18 protein-coding genes and 2 pseudogenes are annotated in these 21,304 nt (G+C 49.3%); 10 read left to right on the forward strand and 10 right to left on the reverse strand.

Annotated elements, in window-relative coordinates; translation table 11 throughout:
- Window positions 1-4: 4 nt before the first annotated feature.
- From CLR69_RS04790 to CLR69_RS04815, 6 genes are all read right to left on the reverse strand, one after another.
- Complete coding sequence (locus CLR69_RS04790) at window positions 5-721, reverse strand: SDR family NAD(P)-dependent oxidoreductase (protein WP_129711219.1); 717 nt, start codon at window positions 719-721, stop codon at window positions 5-7.
- Complete coding sequence (locus CLR69_RS04795; protein WP_129711220.1) at window positions 718-1,197, reverse strand: nuclear transport factor 2 family protein; 480 nt, start codon at window positions 1,195-1,197, stop codon at window positions 718-720. Before CLR69_RS04795 ends, CLR69_RS04790 begins: the two co-directional genes overlap by 4 nt.
- A 254-nt stretch (window positions 1,198-1,451) precedes the next feature.
- Window positions 1,452-3,914 (reverse strand): putative virulence factor, encoded by a 2,463-nt coding sequence (locus tag CLR69_RS04800; RefSeq protein WP_129711221.1) that lies wholly within the window; start codon window positions 3,912-3,914, stop codon window positions 1,452-1,454.
- Complete coding sequence (locus tag CLR69_RS04805; RefSeq protein ID WP_129711222.1) at window positions 3,911-6,898, reverse strand: virulence factor SrfB; 2,988 nt, start codon at window positions 6,896-6,898, stop codon at window positions 3,911-3,913. The genes CLR69_RS04800 and CLR69_RS04805 overlap by 4 nt, the downstream gene beginning before the upstream one ends.
- Window positions 6,899-6,900: 2 nt before the next feature.
- Window positions 6,901-8,283 carry an SrfA family protein gene (locus tag CLR69_RS04810; RefSeq protein WP_129711223.1) on the reverse strand — a complete coding sequence of 461 codons (1,383 nt, stop codon included), beginning with the start codon at window positions 8,281-8,283 and terminating at the stop codon, window positions 6,901-6,903.
- A gap of 415 nt (window positions 8,284-8,698) precedes the next feature.
- Window positions 8,699-9,388, reverse strand: coding sequence for an expansin EXLX1 family cellulose-binding protein (locus tag CLR69_RS04815; protein ID WP_129708052.1), 690 nt, complete (start codon window positions 9,386-9,388; stop codon window positions 8,699-8,701).
- A 313-nt stretch (window positions 9,389-9,701) separates the two neighbouring features.
- On the opposite strand from CLR69_RS04815, the gene CLR69_RS04820 reads away from it, so the two are divergent.
- The 7 genes from CLR69_RS04820 (at window position 9,702) to CLR69_RS04850 (ending at window position 16,671) form a co-directional block, all read left to right on the forward strand.
- Window positions 9,702-10,130, forward strand: a complete 429-nt coding sequence (locus CLR69_RS04820; RefSeq protein ID WP_129711224.1) for an OsmC family protein — start codon at window positions 9,702-9,704, stop codon at window positions 10,128-10,130.
- 326 nt (window positions 10,131-10,456) lie between these two features.
- The gene (locus CLR69_RS04825; RefSeq protein WP_242451555.1) at window positions 10,457-10,843 is read left to right on the forward strand and encodes a cytochrome b562; all 387 of its coding nucleotides are present in this window, start codon (window positions 10,457-10,459) and stop codon (window positions 10,841-10,843) included.
- A 104-nt stretch (window positions 10,844-10,947) separates the two neighbouring features.
- Window positions 10,948-11,502 carry a TetR/AcrR family transcriptional regulator gene (locus CLR69_RS04830; RefSeq protein ID WP_129708043.1) on the forward strand — a complete coding sequence of 185 codons (555 nt, stop codon included), beginning with the start codon at window positions 10,948-10,950 and terminating at the stop codon, window positions 11,500-11,502.
- A 135-nt stretch (window positions 11,503-11,637) separates the two neighbouring features.
- Window positions 11,638-12,834 (forward strand): MFS transporter, encoded by a 1,197-nt coding sequence (locus CLR69_RS04835; protein ID WP_129708040.1) that lies wholly within the window; start codon window positions 11,638-11,640, stop codon window positions 12,832-12,834.
- A gap of 139 nt (window positions 12,835-12,973) precedes the next feature.
- Entirely contained in the window at window positions 12,974-13,462 is a 489-nt protein-coding gene (locus CLR69_RS04840; RefSeq protein ID WP_129708345.1) for a GNAT family N-acetyltransferase, read from the forward strand.
- A 169-nt stretch (window positions 13,463-13,631) separates the two neighbouring features.
- Complete coding sequence (locus CLR69_RS04845) at window positions 13,632-15,605, forward strand: methyl-accepting chemotaxis protein (RefSeq protein ID WP_129711225.1); 1,974 nt, start codon at window positions 13,632-13,634, stop codon at window positions 15,603-15,605.
- Window positions 15,606-15,771: 166 nt separating this feature from the next.
- Window positions 15,772-16,671, forward strand: coding sequence for an HTH-type transcriptional regulator ArgP (locus tag CLR69_RS04850; protein WP_129711226.1), 900 nt, complete (start codon window positions 15,772-15,774; stop codon window positions 16,669-16,671).
- Here the strand turns inward: CLR69_RS04850 and CLR69_RS04855 are convergent.
- A complete protein-coding gene (locus CLR69_RS04855) occupies window positions 16,668-16,934 on the reverse strand; it encodes a YjbD family protein (RefSeq protein WP_129708031.1) in 267 nt (88 codons plus the stop codon). The genes CLR69_RS04850 and CLR69_RS04855 overlap by 4 nt on opposite strands.
- 224 nt (window positions 16,935-17,158) lie before the next feature.
- Between CLR69_RS04855 and CLR69_RS04860 the strand changes: the two genes are divergently transcribed.
- Both CLR69_RS04860 and CLR69_RS04865 read left to right on the forward strand, forming a co-directional pair.
- A complete protein-coding gene (locus CLR69_RS04860; protein ID WP_129708029.1) occupies window positions 17,159-17,617 on the forward strand; it encodes an STM2901 family protein in 459 nt (152 codons plus the stop codon).
- Entirely contained in the window at window positions 17,611-17,904 is a 294-nt protein-coding gene (locus CLR69_RS04865) for a DUF1493 family protein (RefSeq protein ID WP_129708026.1), read from the forward strand. Before CLR69_RS04860 ends, CLR69_RS04865 begins: the two co-directional genes overlap by 7 nt.
- Window positions 17,905-18,452: 548 nt before the next feature.
- Here the strand turns inward: CLR69_RS04865 and CLR69_RS04870 are convergent.
- Both CLR69_RS04870 and CLR69_RS04875 read right to left on the reverse strand, forming a co-directional pair.
- Window positions 18,453-18,983: pseudogene (locus CLR69_RS04870) on the reverse strand (DNA helicase UvrD); the annotation flags it as partial.
- Window positions 18,968-19,690 (reverse strand): annotated as a pseudogene (locus CLR69_RS04875) (ATP-dependent nuclease); the annotation flags it as partial. The pseudogenes CLR69_RS04870 and CLR69_RS04875, both read right to left, overlap by 16 nt.
- A 21-nt stretch (window positions 19,691-19,711) precedes the next feature.
- Between CLR69_RS04875 and CLR69_RS04880 the strand changes: the two are divergent.
- Window positions 19,712-19,834: an SEC-C metal-binding domain-containing protein gene (locus CLR69_RS04880; protein WP_242451629.1), complete on the forward strand. Its 123-nt coding sequence runs from the start codon at window positions 19,712-19,714 to the stop codon at window positions 19,832-19,834.
- 285 nt (window positions 19,835-20,119) lie between these two features.
- Here the strand turns inward: CLR69_RS04880 and CLR69_RS04885 are convergent, their stop codons facing one another.
- Entirely contained in the window at window positions 20,120-21,262 is a 1,143-nt protein-coding gene (locus CLR69_RS04885; protein WP_129711227.1) for an AlbA family DNA-binding domain-containing protein, read from the reverse strand.
- Window positions 21,263-21,304 lie beyond the last annotated feature (42 nt).

The raw sequence follows: 21,304 nt of genomic DNA on the forward strand, positions 1-21,304 counted from the left end.
TTTTTTACCTTACTAAGCGGCTGGCCAGCAGACGTTGCCATGACTGTGGAAGCACAGAAATCAATTTGAGTAATAGCGCAAAGCGCAGAGGGAAGGCGATTTCACGTTTCTTCTTTGCCAGACCACGCCGAATAGCATCAGAGGCGTGTGAGACGGAAATCAACATCGGCATGGGGAAATCATTACGCGCGGTCAGCGGAGTATCCACAAAACCTGGCAGGATCAGCGACACGGTGATATTACGCGCCTGTAAGTCTAACGACAGGCTACGAGCGAAATAGGCCAGCGCCGCCTTTGAGGCGCCATAGGCTTCCGCTCTCGGTAAGGGAACGAGGCTGGCGGTTGAACCAACCAACGCCAGATGGCTGTGGCTGGCAAGCTGTGGCAATAATACCGACAGACAATTTACCGGACCGATCACGTTGGTTGTCAGCACCCGGTTTATTTTTTCCGCCTCAACGACACCGTTATCCAAGTATTCACAGGTTCCCGCGCAGAGAATCACCAGATCGGCTGTGATACCCTCCAACGCTTGACGGGTGTCGGCCAGAACCGTCATGTCAAATGCCCGCGTGTGAAGGGTAGGAAAAGAGACTGTCAGTGCGTGAAGCCGTTGTTCATCACGCCCACAGGCGAGGACATCCCAACCGTCTCTGGCATAATCCAGCGCCAGCTGTTTGCCGATTCCAGAGCTGGCGCCAGTAATTAACACTCGCTTCATGCCTGAAGTCTCGATTTGAAATAACGGATTAACGAGCCGAGCAAGGGAACATGCTGATAAAGCATCGCGCCCATGTCGTAATAGTCGCGATGGTAGATCACTTTGTCGTCCGCGAAGAGCAGGTGGCTACAACCCGCGAGCGTCAGCGGCGCATTTCGCTTTAACGACGGATGCGCATAGTGCATTGTCCAGAACATCGTTGCACCGCCGCGGAAAGTGTGGATGTCGCTGATATCGAACTGACAGTAGCTCAGATTGTCGAGTGAATGGGAAAAGTAACGATGTAACATACTCAGTCCGTGATGACTGGATACGGGATCGATGAAATGAATGTCCTGATGATAAATATCACCCAACTCCGTTAATCTCTCGATTGTCAGCTCTCGATAGAATGCCCTTATTTTCAGCAAAACAGACTCATATTCGCCGTTTTCTAGCGATATATCGTCCCCCTTGCGCGCTTTTTCTATCGTCATAACCACTCCCGTTAAGGTCACCCATTCCCACATAATTAGAATGGCTAACAGATAGAGGAACTCAACGTTTATTAATTGAAAGTCATATAGTTAGGTATAGATTGAATCCACAGTTCGTCAAATACGATTTTGAGGAACACAACAGAAGATAAATACATTAGGAGGGAGGATGTGGCAGAAAAAGGAAAACATGGCGCGAGTTTTAGTGACAACGTCACGCCATGTTTCTTACATCAGCAGCGGTAGGTTGACTGTTATTTCTCAGCGGGCTTAATCAGCGCCAAAATTGTGCCGAGTTGCTCACGCTGTTCAGCACTAACTTCTCGCGCAGCGGAGTAGCCTGCGTTCTGGATAATCATCTCATTCAGACCAACCAGCCAGTCATAGATATAAAATGCCGTATTGTTGGTCGGCGTGAGCGACAGTTTGGTTAAGCGCTGTGAGGCCCCAAAGCTGACCGCCTGTTTTTCCGGCTTGGCGAAAATTTTATGGCCGCGATTGATGCGGCTGGCAGGGCGCAGGGATTCATCAAGCTGTTGGAAGCCGAGCCAGGCGACAAAGTCACCGAGAATAGTTAGCACGCGTGAAACCTGACGATCGGCTTTATTCTCGCGATTAATGCCTAACTGCTCACCATCAACCAACATATCGACCAATGCTTCTTCGATACGTAAACGGATGCTGCCGGTAATCAGTTCTTCGACCAGCATTTCGATCGTTGATTTCGGCACATTCAGCAGATCGAGGAGTGGGGCATTTTCCGGTAGGCCGCGCAGATAGTTAATCCAGTAACGATAAACGCCGTGCGCATAGTCCGCTTCATAGCCATGATCGATCGTCAGAACGGGCATTACAGGCTGGTCGATAGCGATCGGCTCATCGGCAAACAGATCGATTTCGATCCCGACACCAAACGGATCGCTATTCGTCAAAGGCGCAGACAGGTCTTCAGCATCGGCATGGAAACCGCCGTAACTTGTTCCTTTCTGTTGCAGATACAAACGGCGCAGCTCATCACGCGAGGGCAGAAGGCGTTCCAGCAGCTCACCGTGCACACCGGTGCGGGTCTGGAGTGATTTAAGCAAGGTTTCTGCAATGCGCTGTTTTTCAGCCGGATCGTCAACATCCACGGGTAGATACCAGTTACCCAGTAGGTTATCGCTGAGTTCACGTTGGATCTCGTTAAGCTGTTCGTTGATGCGTCCCAGCTTCACTTCCCGGTGAACTTCAGTCCCCAACCAGGTTGCCATCCGTGTGACACCACGTTTGTCCATCGCCAGCATCGTTCCCCAGGCGTCCCCCGGATTACCGACATAACGTTGTACTGCGGCGTCGTAGTTTTGCCCGTGCGTAATACGACGGTCGTGGCGGGTCACCGCCCAAATCAGCCCCGGTTTGCGGTGGCTACGAACCTGCGCATTTTCACCCTGAGTCTGTTTAACCCAGTGATCCAGCGCCTTGCCGACCACTTTAACGTCGGCACGATCGCCAGCGGCGCTGCATACCATCAGTACGTTCATTTCCTGATTATCGGTATAGCGTTCCAGCAGATAGGCACGTTTGGCACGCAATAGCGTGTGCGCCAGCGGATACAGTGTATTTTGACCTCTCGCTGGTGGCGCGTTCCGCGTCTCGCGAAGCTCACCAAAGCCGGGGAAATCCAGTACATCAACCTGCTCGAACAACGCTTCTTTTGGCGGCGATTGTAGCGGGATAAGTAACTCCGCCGTCAGCATCGTTAACTCCGCCAGCGAGAGTTCTGCCGTTTTCCCGGCGCGACCGTTTTGAATCGGGCGCACCAGCACGCTAGGATCGTCAGTACTGTGCAGTCGTTCCAGCGCGGAACCGTCGATCAGACCGTCTGCCGGATTTAACTCATCATCCACCAGTGTTCGCAACGGTGCTAATAACTTACTCGCACCGGACAAGTGTTGCAGCGTGTGGCTGAAATGGCGATACGCAGAGGTCAGCGAATTCAACTCTCCCCACAGTACGGAGAAGAGTTGGGCGCGGTCATCTACGGTGAGATAAGGCGCTAATTCAATCGCGACTGGCCAAAAGTGTGCTTCCAATTGCTTTTGCCGCTTCACATCGTGACGCACGAGATAATCCCAGAGTTCGACCACTTCATCGCGGCTCATCCCTTCAACGGGTTCTGGCTGGCGGTGCATCAACAGCGTTTTAATATGCTCGGCGATATGGCGTTCATCCAGCTCTTCAAACGTTGTCTCTTGGTTGAGATCGTTTAAAAACGCGTTAGCCATGATCTTGCCGACATCCAGCTCGCTGAGGAGCTGTAACTGAACAGGAAACGATTTGTTCTTCACGCCCGACTGTCTGCTAAAGCGCGTAACGAGCGCGGTTGCCCGGTCGGAGGGATTAATGTGATCGATAAAATCCAGCTGTTGCCCTTCAAATGAGGTTTCCAGCTTGCCGTTTTCTCCCCCTGCCAACGACGAGATAAGATAGCTTTTCCCCGCCTGAGACAGGCCAAAAAAGCCGATAGCAATCTCTTTCTGCGCCACATCGGACAGGTGCTGCGCTTTATTGTGGTTACGGCGCAGTTTGACAATAAGACGGTCGGCTTCAATATCCAGGCGTGGGGCGTTCTGACGCGTGCTTTCAACCCAGTCTATGGCCTGTTCAACACCTTGCGCGACGGCCTGTAGCTGGCTGTGAAGCCGGGTGGAGAGCTGTTTGGGCGTTAATCGTTTCATTTTTTAAATACACTCCCACTATCGATCCAATAATGGGTCGCTCCAGAACCGTTAGCGGATAATGTGTTCAATTTAAGTCGTAAATGATGAGGTGGAACGCGGGTACCGTCTTCCAGCACTGCATCAGCAATCTCAAAGCGCTCGGGGCTATCTTGGTCATCGCTCTTCGTCACAGCTAGTCGCACGCGTAGCTTACTGTCGCCGACGACCTTACGGGCTAAATCCTGATCGACAATCGATAGCATATAGAGCGAGGACGCTGGCCAGCGTTCATTGTCCAACTGGCGGAATCCGAGGCAGAGAGAACCACGCACCTGGAAGCTGTGTTTCGGATCCAGCACGAAATCAGGCTCATCCAGATCGATATCGCTGTAATACACATTATCCAACGTCAGCGCGTTGTTGCTGTCCATCATGCCGAGGTAGCGTACTGTGGAATACGGCTGGAAATCACCGACCTTAAAGTAAAAGCCCGGCAGACGCAGATCGAGCGCCAACAGGCACAGCATCGCGCCGACAGCAGCGGTGGATTTCGGGTTATCGATGCGCCCACGTTTGTTAAACGGATACCAGTCATTAGTGTGATAGCCATCCAGCGACAGCATCCGGTTAATCGGCAGTGGTTGCAGGTGGCGGAACAGCGCCTGAATTCCAGGGAAGCGCGAAGGACGACCCGTGAGCAGCAGCACATCGCATGAATACAGCGATACCACTTCAGACATCAGTCGCAGATTCTGCGTGATGTTCATTTTGTTCGACAAGAATTCGCCGTGCAGTTTGCTCAGCTTGAGAATAAGCGGCACCTGCAAAATATCAAAGACGACATCGCTAACTGGTAGCTCGCGCTGTACTTCCGTATTGATGTATTCCAGCACTTTTTCCGTCGGAGCCTGTTCCAACAGTTCACCGAAAGTGGATTCGATCTCGGCGCTGGTGTCCAGCGGATCAAAGCGTTCGTAGGCTTCCAGAATTGCGCGACCAATTGGAATGAAGACCTGCAACGTTACCTGCTGGCGCAGCGTAAGTTGCGCATCCATACGGCCTTCATTGCCGAACAGCTTCGCCATCAGCACATCCGGGCTAGCCATTCCTGCGGTTTTCAGTGCAGCCTGTAGCGCGGGGAGGATATAAAGCTGAATCACATCCAGCAGGATATCGTCGCCTGCGACCTTAAAACCTTCACGGAACAGCAGGCGTGGAATGATTTTAACGTTATTACCGACACCGTCATCGAGCAGATATTGCGTAATGGCAAGGTCAGTGGTGCCGCCGCCGATGTCGATTGAGGCAATGCGCAACGTTTTCCCTGCGGGTTCACCTTCATCGAGTTCTTTATCTGGGCGAGCCATGCTGGCGAAGAAATCTTCTGCTCGGCCACCAAAGTTCACCTGTGCTTCGTTGTACAGATAAACCATCTGCCCGCATGTGGCTTCGTCCCATTCGATTTGCACGTCAGGCACGGGAACTCGACTCTGCTGCTTGTCAGCCAGCGTGGTGAAATCCTCATCCATCGGGTGCCAGTCCATCGCTTTCCAGACCAGCGCAATCGCTTCATGCATGCGGCGGCGGAAAATTTCACGCTCAGGCTTCGGCATCGCGGAAGGCAACGTCAAAATGATGTTACGCAGTTGGCGCGGTGCGCTGCTGTGGATCATTTTCAATCGCTGGGCGGCACTGTTCATCTGCATGAGCGCCTGTGCCAGCAATTCGGAGAGCATGAAGGTCATGATCGAACTGCGGCTATAGTGTGGCGAAAACACCGGTAAACGCTCATCCAGCGGCTGGTTGTAGAGCGGTTGACCTTCATCATTCAGCATGATGGTCAGCGGCATAGCTGTCGCTAACGGTTCGGTTTGAGAATGCGCGTCCGTCTGGCTGAAGCGCCAGCCTGGCGCATAACTCTCTTCGTCCCACAGATAACGACGCGGGCTGGAAATACCACTCGATCCTTCCGTTCCCTGACGCAGCAGCGCCATGTGGCTGGCTTCACGTCCGACACGGGTGATCGACGGCCAGATGAAAGCGTCATCACGGCCGCTTTCCACGGAGAAGTTTTCCTTGCCGAATTTTGCCTGTGAAAACTCAACGCGGCTCTCAAACAATTCGTTATACAGATAGTGCGGCTCACTCAGATCGCGCAGTTGCAGCTCATAGGTCTGTTTCAGACCGTTGCTTTCATCTGCATGGTCTTCTACCAGAATGCCGCAGGTGTGCGAGTTACCGACATCCAAAATCAAGTCAACGTTGACGGCTGGTTCTTGCAACGTGCTGGTATTGATGCGGATTTCCGGTACTTCAAGCTGGTTGCCCAGCATATCCAACACATTCAGGTAATGTGCCTGATATTCGAATCCTCTGAGCGCCACTTTCACATCATGGCTATCGCGATTTTCCAGTGCTTTAACCCGCTGAGTAAAGACTTCACGCAGCCAGCCGTCGACCCAGGTTTCATCGAGGAATTCACCCAGCTCATCGCTGTGATAAGCCAGCGCGAAATTTCCGCCGGTTTTGATGTCATTGGCATTCGGTGCCAGTGACTCATACTCGTGGCCTTCGGGATAGGTTTTGGTATCAAACGCCAGACAAATACGGTGCGTGTTACCGTCCTGATCGGGCGTATCCAACGCAAGGATCTGCATCCGCGCCCAGTTGTCTGGGCCGCCCATAAAGGTACGCGGTGGATTGAAGCGGAAGAAGGGCAGCGGCAGCCAGATCTTCTCCAGCAGCTTCAGTGATTGCTCAAGTGAAATACTTAACTCAGGCTTCACCACTTCCGGTGGCATACCTGTTGTAGAAGGCAGCAAGAATTTATCCGTATGCTCATCATAAAGCAGGTGCAATAAGGGACCGTTGGCACTTTTACGCACATAGCAGTTAGGCTGTTCAGCCAAAAACTGCGGCTTTAAAGCAAAATCCAAAAACTGAATCCCGCTGTCCTGAATCAACGTAATGCGTTGTTTATAATCGGTAATCGTCGCCAGCATGATTATTTACTCTCGCGCTTTATCGTCATCGGGAAAACGGTGTCTGCGTCATAACGACCAATACACTCCGCAGCGGTGCCGGATGCACCTTGTTTACAGACCAGCTCTGGCATTTGGAAACGAGAATTATCGGAACAGCGCGCACCAGAACGGCTGTTGATGATCAGGTTACCGGATCCCATTAATCCTGCCTCAACGTTAGCGCGACACGTGACACCGTCACCATGAGTAATGCGTGCCGTTCCTTTACCATTTTGGATTTGGTAACGCAGGCTAGGCGGCCTGCCAGTAATCGGGGCTTTGCCATCAACAATGACGCGCCAGTTGCCGTTCAGGAACTTGATGGAACCAATTTTCACTGCGTCGGCTGGCATGACTAAATCATCTTTGCCGGCAGGAAGTGCTGGCACTTGCTCTGTCGCTGGTTCAACTGGCGGAGCAACAGGCTCTTTGGGTTCTGCGGCAGCAGGGGCTTCTGGTTTAGCTGCTTCTACGGTCGGCGCAGCAGCGACAGGTGGAGCTGAAATAGGGGGCTCAGCCGCTTTCACACTCTCTTTTTCTGCGATAGCCGGAACTGGTGGTGGCGTAGGTTCCGCTGGCGTGGAAGAAGGCAGCGCGCGTTTTTCCGGTTTGACCGTTGCCGCTTGGTCGGATGTCGGTTTGTCATCTTGCCCTGAAACACAGCCGCGTATCTGTAATGACAAAATTGCTAATAGTGCGGCGGCAGGTAATAGCCACCACAGACGGAAGAATGGCGGACGAGCAGGCAACGTTGCTGCCGCAGCGACAGGCTCGGGCTGAATAATAGGCTGTGGTTCCGGCTCAGGTTCAGGGTCGACCAGCGGAGGCGTTGGGGCGCTAGCTACGGGAACAGGGGCAACAAAAAGTGGCTCAACTTCCTTAATGACAGGCCGCAGGCAGTCCAACGCATCAAGGCGGGATTTCTTATCGAGATTGACGAAGCCCCAGAATGTTAAGACTGGCTTACCATCAACCAGATAGACGTGGTTCGCGCCTGGGAACTGTATTGCTTTTGCCAGCAGGACACCAAAAAGTTTCTGCCCGGCTTTTTCTGCATTTTGCGCACGCTGGCTGATGTCGGCAACCGCAGTTTGATAGGTTTCCAGTAACGCCAGCGCCTTTTCTCGTTCTTCTTCACTAGCGGCAATCCAGGAGGTGACTTTACCGTCAACCGGTGAATACCAGTCAATGCGGTCGCCATGCTCGTTGGGTTGGGGAATTGCCAGACAATCGGCAATCTGCTGTTGTTTTCTGAGACGTAACGTTTCCCGCAATTGAAGTGCCGATGCATAAACTGGCTGCCCGTTCTCACCCAGCGCCAGAAAATCATCCAAACTTCCACTACGTAAAAATAATTTTGCCACGCAAAAGAGACCTTTTGTAATGATGCCTAAAGCAGAAAATAAAATGTAATCTGCGACAGGGTATACTGTAGTGCGAATGATGGCGAATCAAACGCTTAAAGAAGTGATAAAACTAACAAATATTTGAGCAATAGAAAAAGTGGGAAACGAGAAATATCACTCACAAGCTGCGGGCAACGTCCAGATAATATGATGATAACACTGAAAAAAATGGTGCGATGCTGCTCACTTTAGCTCGTGATTAGGGAAAAGACAGGGAAGATTCCCGTAGGAACGTCTCACACCGGTGTTCATTCCGTGTACCTTGATGCTTAAACGATCAGCATTAGGCAAAATAGCGGGCGCTTTTATTAAACGTAATCTGACAGAAACGAGGGATACTGCACGGTGTCAGCGTCCCTCATACTGTGGGCGATTACAGTTGGACGTTGCCTGTGATCAGGTAGGCGGATGAGGTACTTTGTGACATCGGCGGCAACGTATCACTGAGGACGTTGCCTTTTACATCAGTAAATTCAATGGGAATATCGTTCATTCCGACGTGCTCAACAATAAAGTGGTTATAGTCTGTTTTTTGTGCGGCAATCCATTGGTTACCGCGCATATATTTCATTTCAATAACCGGATATTTTACATTTCTGAATTGCACTGCCGCCCAATAAGGATTTGAGCCTTCCTTTATACGATAAATAACGTTTCCATTTACCGGTGCTTCGATCAGCGTCCAGTCTATATTAATTTTCCCATCCCGCAGGTCACCTATTTTTTCGAAAGCATTAAATGATAAATCTAATGCACAATCTCCACCTTCAGGGTAAAGGTCTGTGACATAAACGACCGTACTACCTTTTGGGCCATTTACTTTCAGGTAAGCCCCTGCCAGTGACGCTTTCACACCACGATAATCCAGCTGGCTTCTGTTTAACGCTGTGATCTCCATATTCTGGGGGATCGGATCCAATAAGAGTGCGCCGCCCTGATACCCAGAGCCGGTTGCGGTTGCATAGCCGTAACAGATATCGTCCAGTTCCCACTGGGCGTGTGCGGTATTAATCAGGGGAATGACGCATAATGCAGACAAAGCTAACGAGGTTATTTTATTCATGTTTCACATCCAATATGATTCAAGATTAATAACATAGGTGAGTTGTAAAAATACACCAAAACAGAAGTCCATTTTCTGAAAGTCGATTGCTTTGGCACATCGATAATCAGCGTTTTGTATAAATAAGTAAATCGGTTTTATCTTAAAAAAATAAAGCAGTGAATATATCACTGAGTTTATTTCTATGGTGTGAAATTATTATTGAAATAATAGATTTGGATTTATGCAGAATGTGTTCTACGGTTTAAAGGGTATGGTGACAGCATAATTTCGCTAGCTGCCAATAGCTAATCTATGATGAAGAGGAGATTACATGACTATTCATAAGAAAGGACAGGCGCATTGGGAAGGTGATATCAAGCAGGGAAAAGGCACTGTCTCAACGGAAAGCGGGGCATTGCAGCAGCAACCTTACGGTTTCAATACCCGTTTTGAGGATAAGCCCGGCACAAATCCCGAAGAGTTGATTGGTGCGGCGCATGCGGCTTGTTTCTCTATGGCGCTATCGCTGATGTTAGGCGAAGAAGGGCATAAACCCGAGTCAATTGATACGACTGCGGATGTCTCGCTGGATAAAGTTGATGGTGGATTCGCGATCACCAAGATTGCCCTTCACAGCACGGTGACGCTACCGGGGATTGATGAAGCCACATTCGATAAGATTATCCAAAAAGCGAAAGCAGGCTGTCCGGTGTCAAAAGTGCTCAAGGCAGAGATTACGCTGGATTATCAGTTGAACTAAGCGCTCGTTGAACGAAGAGTAAGCTGCTGAACCAAGACGACGGAACACCTGCTTTGCCAATAAAATTGGTGCTGATAAAAGGCTCATCAGAGTGATACTGGTGAGCCTTTTTACATTTATACAATTAAAAACAACGAAACGATTAAAAATAATTTAACATCTTTACCGTAATAACCATAAAATTAGCCTAGTCATCGCTCCGTGATGTGGGCAATGGCGTAGGTCGCAATATAACAAGATCAATATTGGGCTGGTCGGCGTGTGATGACCAGATTCTCCGAGTATGTCGTGCTATGGAACACAAGCGAGAATTCAAGATGAATAGAATGACCAAGATCTGTTTTTCTGTACTGCTGGCCGGGAGTTTGCTGACACCGGTTTTGGCGAATGCAACCGTGTCGGAAGACATGCGTGGCATGCAAAAAAGTTATACCTCGGCAACGAAGGCGGACGATGCCGCAACGTTGAAAACCGCGCTGAGCACATTCCGCGAACATGTCGAGCATGCTAAAACGCAAGTACCGCCTGATTTCGCTAAGCAACCCGCAGACGGCCCAGACCGAAAAGCCTATGTGGAAGGTTTGGATAAGATTTTGCAAAAAGTCGACAGTGCGCAGGCTCTGGCTGATGCAGGTAAAGTGAGCGAAGCCAAAGCCGTATTAGCAGAAATCAATACGTTGAAAGGTGAATACCACAGTAAATTAAGAGGCTAACCGCTTTTTGTTTACCATAAACCGCCAGTGGGAATCGAACCACTGGCGGTTTTTTTATTATAAAGGTTACGATAGTCAGTATTGCCAGCTAAAGGGGGAACAGAATGATGTCACCATCACACGATGCAACGCATGATGGCAAAGATACACAACACAGAATTCTTGAGGCCGCGCTGGAAGTCATACTCGATCATGGCGTGAGGGGGGCAACCTACCGAAAAATTGCGCAACAGGCTGGGCTTTCTCCGGGGACGCTGACCTACCGCTATAGCAGTATTGAATTACTGCTGAACAATGCGTTCGTCTACATGGTTGATGGTATCTCACAGGCATTCCGTGTCCGCCTCAAGCAGGCAAAGGACATCAACAGCGCGCGTGAAGCGGTAGTTGACCTGATCTGTGGCGATATCTGGGCGACTCCACGTCATCTGACATTAAGCTTTGAACTGTACGCGCTGGCATCGCGCAAAGAAGAGTACCGGCTGATATTGCAGGAGTGGATGACGCGTAGCAGAAAATCACTTCACCTTCATTTCAACATCGCAACCGCGTGCTCACTGGATGCAGTGATTGAAGGGTATACGATCCATAACTATCTCAATAATGAAGCTGTCAGCCGCGAAGACATTCTCAATACCGTGATAAAACTGACATCCTGATACCCTCTGGCACGCTCTTACCGGACATCTTTTTGTGAAAAAGAACGTAATGAAACAGGTGCAATAGGGTGCATATTTGTGCGATAGTTATTCGTACATATGTACGAATTGATGTAAATAAAGACGACGAGAGCTATGACCACAAAACCCGCTATCAATAAATTCGCACTGTTCGGACTCATGTTTATTCCCGGTTTTACGTGGGCAACCTGGGTGACCCGAACCCCCGTTATGCGTGATGTTTTGAATGCTTCGACGGAAACAATGGGCATGATCCTGTTCGGTTTTTCATGTGGTTCCATGCTCGGCGTATTGGCTGCGGGTAAAGTTATTAATGTCCTCGGCATTCGTAAAACCATGGCCAGTGGATTTCTACTGCTTCTGCTTGGATTACTTGTCCTTGCCGTTTCGCTGTCGATTCGGAGCACACCCAGTGCCTTTATGGGGTTACTGATTTTCGGTGCGGGCGTCGGCCTGGTTGATATCGCCATCAACATTGAAGGCGCGGCATTTGAGCAGCACCTGAAGAAAAGCCTGATGACAACGCTACATGGATTTTTCAGCCTGGGTACACTGGTTGGTGCATTAGCAGGGATGTTGATGACGGCTTTTGGCATCGATACGACGCTGCATTTTCTGGTCGTGGTTGCCCTGTCGATACTTACCGCTATTTTACTAATGCGCAAAATGCCGTGGTTGAGTGATTTGGCAAACGCAGAGCAAGAAGAAAAAGGGAATTACAAGACTCAGGTTTTCAATGAACTAAAAGACAGCCGACTGCTGATTCTGGGCGTGGTTATTCTTGCTATGGCGCTTGCGGAAGGCTCAGCCAACGACTGGCTGCCGTTACTGATGATCGATGGTCACAATTTCGGGCATACGACGGGGACGCTGGTTTATGTCGGGTTTACGGCGGGTATGACGCTGGGCCGTTTTGCTGGCGGGTATTTTGTCGACCGTTTCGGCAAGGTCAATGTTCTCCGATTCAGTGCCGCTTCCGCTGCTCTGGGACTGACGCTTGTCATCTTTTCCGATGCGCCACTGCTGGCAGCCGCCGCGGTTATCTTCTGGGGTATTGGTGCATCGCTGGGGTTCCCACTCACAATTTCCGCCGCAGGAAGTGGAGATAACAGTGCCGTTCGCGTCACGATTGCCGCAACATTAGGCTATTTTGCTTTTCTCGTGGGTCCGCCTGCATTGGGCTTTCTTGGTGAGGTTGCGGGGTTACGCATCGCCATGCTACCGGTGCTTATCATGGTTATTCTGGCCTTTATTTGTTCTTCTTCCGCCCGCGATCGTGCAGCCCGAACAGCATCTGAAACTCCATCCTGACGTTTCTACGCGGTTTTGTTTCATTATCGGAACCGCGCGGAGTGTGTCATTATATTGATTATGTTGAAAATAAATTATGTGATGGCTGAAATTGCTGAATAACAGCCGTCACTCGGTTCGGGGAAAGTAAGTGAGCGCAATGGTACATTTAACGGATATGACCGAGTTGGATTATCCCGACTATCGTCAGTTCTTTATTCTTGAATATGCTCAGGATTTGCAAGAGTCCCGAGGATATGACGCGGAAAAGGCGAGGGCGATCGCCACGCAATCTATCGATATTGCGTTACCGCAAGGTACTCACACACCAGCCAATAAATTATGGTCCATACATTCTTTAACGAACGAAGGCGTCGTGATCGGCTATTTGTGGGTGATTCTGAACGGGAACTCTGCTTGGGTATCTGATTTTTGCCTTCTGCCAGCATGGCGCGGCCGCGGTTTTGGTAAAGCCTCACTGACAGCGATGGATGTGGCGGTCGCGGCGTTAGGTATTCGCGAAGTCGGGCTAAGAGTCGCTACGGGTAACTCAGTTGCCAAGGCGTTATATGAAAAACACGGATTCCAGATTACCGGTTTTAATATGCACAAAAGTCTGGAATCTGACGCATCGTCAGACTGCGGCTAAGTCTATGACGTAAAAAAACGATCTCCTACGACCCTTGGCCTCCATCCCTTATATCTTGTTCATTTCTGCGCCGTTAAAGTTCAAAAAAAAAACGCCGATAGACAAATAGCAGGGAACTCATTGCAAGGGATTGTTGATTACGATAAGTGTCAACACCAGGAGAGCCATAATGGCCAAGCAACTAATACAAAAAAAGACAATGAGCACCCGCGCCCAGGTATTGTTAACTGGCGCATTCACCATCGCACTCGGTTTCGCTGTCACCATCGGGGTGCTCAGTTGGCAGTCCAGTAGTGAACAAAAATCTTTGGCCGAGCGTTATTTACAGCAGATCGCGCAAAGCGAAGCCCTGAGAATTCAGCAGGAACTCAATTACGCTCGTGATGTGGCGCATAACCTCGGGCAAGGGCTGGCTGCGTTGCCATCCGCAGGCATTAAAGACCGCGCGGTGGTCGATAAAATGATGGAGTATGCTCTACGAGATAACCCGGAATATCTCTCGATTTCAGTCATTTTTGAAGAGAATATGTTTGACGGGCGAGATGCCGAGTTTGCCGATCAACCGGGCCAGGCACCAAAAGGTCGCTACGCTTGGTTTGTTGACCGCGATCAGACTGGCAATTACAAGATGCATCCTCTTCTTTCTTACCTGACTCCAGGCCAGGGCGATTACTATCTGCTGCCGCAGAAGAGTCAGAAAGATACGCTAATTGAACCCTACACCTATGCTTACAACGGCATCCCAACGCTGCTGACGTCAGTCGCCGCACCGATTGTCAGTCAGGGGAAACTGTGGGGCGTCGTCACTTCCGACATTTCTCTTGCGTCATTGCAGCAAAAAGTTAACCAGATTAAACCCTGGGAAGGCGGTGGCTACGCAATGCTGTTATCCAGCGCGGGTAAAGTCATCTCTTATCCTGATAAATCGCAGACGAGCAAAGCCTGGCAAGGGCCAACGGACAATTTCACCTCTTCAGTGGTACAGCACGATGATGCGATTTTGGGCGAACAAGCGCTGGTTACCTGGCAGCCGGTCACTATCGGCAACAGCACGGAGAAATGGTATCTGGGCATTGTTGCTCCAATGAGCCAGGTGATGGCCGCTTCTCAGCGCCAGTTGATCAATGCCGTCATCATGATGGTGATCAGTATTCTGTTGGTGAGTGCGCTGCTGGGCTGGGTATTCAGCCGTAAAGTGCTTAAACCGATTGGCGGCGAGCCACTTGAAGCGGCAACTATCGCGCTGTCTGTTGCGGAAGGACGGTTGAGTAATGTGATTGACGTGAAAACCAACGATCGCAGCAGCCTATTCTTCGCGCTGAATACGATGCAATCACAGTTGCGTCAGGTGGTCGGACAGATCAAGGACGCCAGTGATTCTGTGCGACAAGGCGCGGCGGAAATTGCCAGCGGCAACCTCAATCTTGCCTCGCGTACGGAGCAGCAGGCTGCCGCGTTGGAACAAACAGCGGCGAGCATGGAGGAGATTACTGCCACAGTGAAACACAATGCCAACAATGCCCATCAGGCCACAACGCTGACAGAGAATGCCACGAAGATCGCTCAGCGCGGTGAATCGCTGGTTAGTCAGGTGGTGCTGACGATGTCGCAGATTGACGATAGTGCGAAGAAAATTGGCGATATTACCTCCATGATTAACAGCATCGCTTTCCAGACCAATATTCTGGCGCTGAACGCGGCGGTAGAGGCAGCGCGAGCGGGTGAGCAGGGAAGAGGATTCGCCGTCGTGGCATCGGAAGTTCGCAGTCTGGCACAGCGCAGTGCCAGTGCGGTGAAAGAGATTGCCGCCCTGATTGAGGAATCCAGCCAGCGCGTTGAAAGTGGCGTTAAACTGGTGAATGATGCAGGTAAAACCATGCAGGATATGACGCATGCCGTCAGTTCAGTACAAAGCATTATCGGTGAGATTGTCACCGCATCGGATGAGCAAGCGAAAGGCATCAGTCAGGTAACGATCGCCGTCAATGAAATGGATGGCGTAACGCAGCAAAACTCCGCGCTGGTGCAGCAGATGTCTGCCGCAGCCAGTTCACTGGAAGATCAGTCGATGCTGTTGGCGCAAACGATAGAGCATTTCCGCCTGGAGCAGCAGCACGTTTCACCCCATGCATTATTGAGGTAAAAAGAAGCAACATCACCCGGCGACCATGAGGTTGCCGGGTTGATATATTCAACGCTTATCCATATCCCCCAATATCGTGTATGCCATTCGTAACGCTACGAAAGTTGTATTGTTTCCTTACTTAAGGCAGATTGAATCCCCCTGATATTGTTAAGAAAAAATAACCATGCATCTGAATTACCCTTGCTTGAGAGCATTCATGGAGATCGTCCGGAGCGGCAGTTTTGAAATTGCGGCTCGTAAACTTCATGTCACGCAGTCTGCCATCAGCCAGCGTATCAAGCAGTTGGAAGATCAGCTCGGTCAGGTACTGATCGTAAGGGGTAATCCCTGTCGTGCAACGCCGACGGGACAAGCGTTACTTCGGCACGCGGAACAGATAGATATGTTGGAGAATGAGCTCTTCAGCACGCTTGAAATGCCCGCCAGACAGCGTATCTCAGTCGCTGTGAATGCGGACTCTATTGATGGATGGTTTCTGGATGCGATGGAAGATGCCTGTCTCCAATCTGGTCTGTTGCTCGACATTCTCGTTGAGGATCAGGAACATTCAGCGGCTTTACTGCGTGAAGGCCGGGTCATGGCCGCAGTCAGTGCCAATCCAGAGCCGATTCAAGGATGCGGTGTAGAATATTTAGGAACAATGCGCTACCACGCCTATTGCTCACAAATTTTTCACGATATGTATTTTGCTGACGGCATTAATGCAGACGGTTTGCAGAAAGCGCCGCTTCTGATATTTAACAATAAAGACAGGCTACAGTCCTTATTCATAGAGTCGCTGGTTCTTGACGCGATTGAACCACCACAGCAATTTGTTCCTTCAACTACAGCCTTTGTTGGCGCCATTTGCAGAGGGTTAGGGTGGGGGATGCTCCCTGAACATATGGCCTCACCTCATACGGAAAAAGGTGAACTGGTGCCGCTGCAAATTGGGAACCCGATTGATATCGGTCTGTACTGGCACCGTTGGAATATACGCTCTGTGCCGCTGGAAGCATTAAGTCAGAGTGTGCGAGCAGCGGCCGTTAGGCATCTTTTTCAATCATCTGTGTTGGGACGCTAGCGGCGGCCTCGTAAATTAGTATTAGCAGACCACTCATAGGTTGTGGCGGAATCAGGCTTGAATTTATTTTTCTTCTGCTCGGCTCGAGCTTGCTTTGCCACGGCTTCACGTTCCTTCATCAGTTTATCGATGTAATCATCTTTAATATGATTACTCTCAGAGTTGGTCAACGGACGATCCAGTTTTTTTCTTGCCTGATCGAGTAACGTCTTAAGTTGACGTTGTTCACTTTCTGTCATGTCTTTCTGAGTCAGTCTGGGCATAGGAATGAGCCTAATAAGCGAGCGGGAAAATACATTGTAGAGGAAAACGCTCTGAGTCCCAGATAAATCGCACTGCGTGTTTTACCCCCTGTACCCATTGCAAAAAATCGAGATTCGGCCAGATTGTTCCTATTCATCTATAGACTCGTATTATGTACGATGCGTAATGATGCATTAGATGCTTACCAAGTATAGAAAGTTATTTTTAATCAGGTGATTAGGATATGGATACAGTCGAAGAGCTTAACAACACATATTTTTATGCTGGCCGCTCAAATCTGACCGCTAGTCAGTTGCTGTTTATGATTTTTTGCGAAAATACCGCTAATCAATTGGGTGTGCAGGATTTTGGGGCGATAGTGTCTATTGTGACCGGGTTGAATGTTTTACCTGTAAGTGGAAAACTTGCCGGAGCAATTCCAGATACATCAATGGCTTCAAAGGGGGCGCGTAAATTATTTGGCAATGCTCGTTTCCCCAGACCTATCAGGCTTCCTTCTGTTATAGGTGGTTATCCACCGTCAACGCTTAGAATCAAAATGGTAAGCAGAATAGGTACTTTTGCTGGCAGAGCCGTTCCTGTAGTTGGCTGGATTATCCTCGCCTCTGATGTGTCGCATATTTCTTACCGCACCCTAAGAGATTACAACTGTATCGCCAAGGGAAATGACAAAATATGGTAGATGCTATCGAAAAACGGATTTATGAACTTATTGAGCCATGGAATGGGATTACATGGTCATCCCTGAAAATTAAGCCGTTAGCAGGTGAAACGTCACTGAATCATTCGATGAACATGGACCCTATTGAAGCAGCTGATCTTTTGCTGGAAGTCTTTGAAGAGTTTAGCCTTAACTTTGATGATTTAAATTTTCAGGCTTATTTTACTAAGCACCGTAAAGACGAGAAGCCATTGACCATCAATATGCTAATCGCGTCAGCTAAAGCTGGACGCTGGTTGTATGACTGATTCAGGCCAGAGGGCTTTTTTTCGCCACTCCTGCCACATTGAGTTTTATCATGATAAGCAATTTAGAACAGTTCAAAAGATTCTTAATCAAAGCAAAAATAAAAAGTTATGCAAATAATTACGGAGGTGAGGATTTACTCAGCGGAACAGTCAGTTCCTGCCTGAACATCCGTTGGTTCGCATAATGTATATTATGTTAAATAGTCTTTAGCGGTTAACAACTTCATATGTATCCGTAGCTTTGCTACATATCAATGAGTTATTGATCTTTGGCTTGGCTCCCATTTCTTGCATTAGATTGATAGTACATTAACTTCATATCGGGCTCCACTTTAGCCAGACCATGATGATTGCCGGGATTAGTCGGCTACCAATTCCATTATGATATAGGCGATTGTTCTAGAACTGACTCTGAACGCCCCTTTTTCGAGGTGCGTTGCTGCTATATATGACTGGTTTTCGTTCTGTTGAAGCATCCAACCTCAGATACGATGCTCTGGTCTAACCACCTTCGCAAACAACCAGGAGATGGCTTCAAAAATACAGAGATTACTAACATCGAACGTATGTTGATAAAAATCCCCAGCAAACAGTATCGACACGTCTGCACGGCAGAGAGCTAGCAAAAAGTTAAAATCATTTCCGGCAAAATCCTGCACTTCGTCGACAAGTAACTCCTCATAGTAGCGTACCAACCGATCGCAAATAGATGGCAACATGTCCAGTGCGATCAGGAGTTGCGTGAGTCGCCGATGGTACAATCGGCCACTGCGGTCCTGATAATGCAGCGCATTTGTACGCGGGAGTCTTAACGGAGGCTGAGCGAAACTAAGGCCGCGCGAGGCAAGTCGCTCCTGCAAAAATGGACGAAAACAGAAATTGTGCAGAAACTCAAACCATGTCATCACTCGGATCCCTTCGGGCATAAAGCCAAACTGCTTTATGATCCTAGCCCGCAGATGCGCTTCGTTATTAACGGTGTGTGTCAGGATCAGGCTTCGACTATCTTCTCTCAGTCTCTGTGTCAGTAGCGTAGTTTTACCTGATCCTGCAACGGCAAAAATCACTCTCTTATCCATGCCAGCGCCTCCCTGATATAAATAGGTACTATTAGTTTAGTGTTGCCCTGCTGCAGAAGCCTGAATGCCGCTTCTGCCTTGTTAGCCAGCATGTAGGCCTGCACAGTCAGCGTCCGGCGATCCCTACCCAGTAGTTCCTCGCAAAATACGGTGTTGTCTTGGTATAGACTGATTTCGAATGTTGAACGATTGTTGTCGCTATCAGCAAAAATACGCGTAGCATCACTGAGTACATCAGCGTAACGCTCAACGCAGTTCTGCTGATAGTCGCCGTCGTTGTCACGCAGTGCAGCAACACGGTTACCCAACAAACGGGCTAGCTCAAGATAGCGGCGAAAACTTGTTCCGCCGATGGCGATGACATGTATACCATCATCCTCCGGAGCCTTACTGTACAAGCGTCGATAAAAGTCCTCAATCAAGATAAATTCGGCATCCCCCTCAACGAGGAGCACACGTCGTGACAGTGCAAACTCAAGAACATTATTATCCGGGGCTTTAATAAAGAAGGAAGCCGTCTCCTCTGATAGTTCATTAAGCCGTACTGGATGAGACTTTCCAAGGAGGATCGCTTTACGCAGATCGAGGCGTGACGAGATATGGCTACTGTGTGTGGCGATAAACAGTTGTGTCTGCCGCTCAGCAGCAAGCTGGTTCACAAGCCTCTTCATACTGACGTGACTCAGGTGATTCTCCGGCTCTAGGAGGTTGAAAATCAGTCGAACTACATAGCGCAGCTTGCTTACAAGGCGGCTAAATCCGAAGTAACGCGATTTTTCGGGGCGGTAGGCAGAAATGAACCTTGCCCCTGCGGGTCGGGAGTAAAGTATAAAAAATGTCATGGAGCCTGAGTGCTGGCTTCGCTATGTTGGACGCGGCCGGGGGGCTAAGTCCACGGGAGTCATATCAGGATGCAGTCCACATCGTGCAACCGAGCGCTTTTTATTGGTATTGCCGTTGACTCTCTTAAAGCACATCGTCGTGCGTGGGGGCAGTATATGGCCTGCGAAAGCAGGCCAAATTCACCCAAGAGCGATAAAATACGCGAGTGCGCACTAAAACACGCTATGGTAGCGCTGACCCTTAGTTGCAACGTCAAAAATGAACAACTCCCAGGCAGGGTTACTGGCTTCGGCTCAACGCATATGATTAAAAACCCACCAAGAAAATTGTCTCTCTACTTCCATTCTTAGTTCTGGGTCAGTTTTCATCGATGCTGTATCAGGCACACCATCCGGACAAAAATCAGCAAGCTGACTTTGAGTAAACTTTAGCTTTTCTTCTTTTTCCCCTGCGTTCTCAAACACCATGAATGGCAGCTCGATAATCGGCGGTTTGGTCTGGGTGGTTAACGGCATGATTATGCCTGAATTACGGCCAGGCAGTGAGTGTAATTCTCTGATATGACTTAACAGATTGTAGGGTAAAGTGTTTTTTACGAAGTAAAAAACGTCTGCATAATAATCAGTTACGAATCCATCCCTTTTTCCTGGATAAGCCAGCGTATCCATCTCTGGAAAGGGAAACTGTAAACCCTCATTTCTGTAATGTACGATTGGCACTCGTTCAAGTACACGCCCACGGTATTTGAGGATGTATTCATAGTGACAAGGTTGCTCAATACTAATCGTTGACCACCAGTGTTGTCCTCCTATATCTTTTTCTGTGTCGCCAATATGAATGGCATAATCCGGGTCCAACCGATAATAGGCCTCGCTGATACCGTCATATTCCCAATTGTCATAATCCAGAAGCAGTCTGACTATGCGGTCAGCGGGTGCCAGGTCCAGGTTAAAGCGCTCTCTCCACATTGCCATGACATCTCCAGGGCTGGCACAGCTAGTTACGGGCGTATTGGCATCTTGTTGCCGGGTGTAAACGACACCGGCTCTGACAGTTTTCCCCTCTTTTATATAGTCCTGGGTCAGATAGTAGGGTTTCATTCTGACGTTACGAATTTGTAGAATAGCCAGCACCTTATGCTGGAGTGTGATGTGGCGCAGCTGAATATCCGGACAATGGTGCTCTGCAAAACTGACTTTTCTTAACAGATCGATTAAATTTGCCTGGTTAAGTTGCTTACCATCTTCCGGCACGCCAGTAATCAACCCTTCATCATTCACGCCAAAAATCAGATACCGGTCACCGTCATGCAGGACGTTTGCCATGCAAAGGATATCGTGAACAAGGGCTGCATTGTTTTGGTGGTAGGTTTGTTTAAAGTCCCACCATGGCCCTTCCTTTCCACTGGCAATCAGTTTTTCGATGGTTTCGTTCATAGTCCCCTCTATCCGATATGGCGTGCGTTTGCTTGTACCAAG

Source organism: Pectobacterium zantedeschiae (genome assembly GCF_004137795.1).
Classification (GTDB): Bacteria; Pseudomonadota; Gammaproteobacteria; order Enterobacterales; family Enterobacteriaceae; genus Pectobacterium; species Pectobacterium zantedeschiae.

Coding starts and splice junctions, on each gene's coding strand:
- CLR69_RS04790 (WP_129711219.1), bottom strand. CDS start 721: ATGAAGCGAGTGTTAATTACTGGCGCCAGCTCTGGAATCGGCAAACAG.
- CLR69_RS04795 (WP_129711220.1), bottom strand. CDS start 1,197: ATGACGATAGAAAAAGCGCGCAAGGGGGACGATATATCGCTAGAAAAC.
- CLR69_RS04800 (WP_129711221.1), bottom strand. CDS start 3,914: ATGAAACGATTAACGCCCAAACAGCTCTCCACCCGGCTTCACAGCCAG.
- CLR69_RS04805 (WP_129711222.1), bottom strand. CDS start 6,898: ATGCTGGCGACGATTACCGATTATAAACAACGCATTACGTTGATTCAG.
- CLR69_RS04815 (WP_129708052.1), bottom strand. CDS start 9,388: ATGAATAAAATAACCTCGTTAGCTTTGTCTGCATTATGCGTCATTCCC.
- CLR69_RS04820 (WP_129711224.1), top strand. CDS start 9,702: ATGACTATTCATAAGAAAGGACAGGCGCATTGGGAAGGTGATATCAAG.
- CLR69_RS04825 (WP_242451555.1), top strand. CDS start 10,457: ATGACCAAGATCTGTTTTTCTGTACTGCTGGCCGGGAGTTTGCTGACA.
- CLR69_RS04830 (WP_129708043.1), top strand. CDS start 10,948: ATGATGTCACCATCACACGATGCAACGCATGATGGCAAAGATACACAA.
- CLR69_RS04835 (WP_129708040.1), top strand. CDS start 11,638: ATGACCACAAAACCCGCTATCAATAAATTCGCACTGTTCGGACTCATG.
- CLR69_RS04840 (WP_129708345.1), top strand. CDS start 12,974: ATGGTACATTTAACGGATATGACCGAGTTGGATTATCCCGACTATCGT.
- CLR69_RS04845 (WP_129711225.1), top strand. CDS start 13,632: ATGGCCAAGCAACTAATACAAAAAAAGACAATGAGCACCCGCGCCCAG.
- CLR69_RS04850 (WP_129711226.1), top strand. CDS start 15,772: ATGCATCTGAATTACCCTTGCTTGAGAGCATTCATGGAGATCGTCCGG.
- CLR69_RS04855 (WP_129708031.1), bottom strand. CDS start 16,934: ATGCCCAGACTGACTCAGAAAGACATGACAGAAAGTGAACAACGTCAA.
- CLR69_RS04860 (WP_129708029.1), top strand. CDS start 17,159: ATGGATACAGTCGAAGAGCTTAACAACACATATTTTTATGCTGGCCGC.
- CLR69_RS04865 (WP_129708026.1), top strand. CDS start 17,611: ATGGTAGATGCTATCGAAAAACGGATTTATGAACTTATTGAGCCATGG.
- CLR69_RS04885 (WP_129711227.1), bottom strand. CDS start 21,262: ATGAACGAAACCATCGAAAAACTGATTGCCAGTGGAAAGGAAGGGCCA.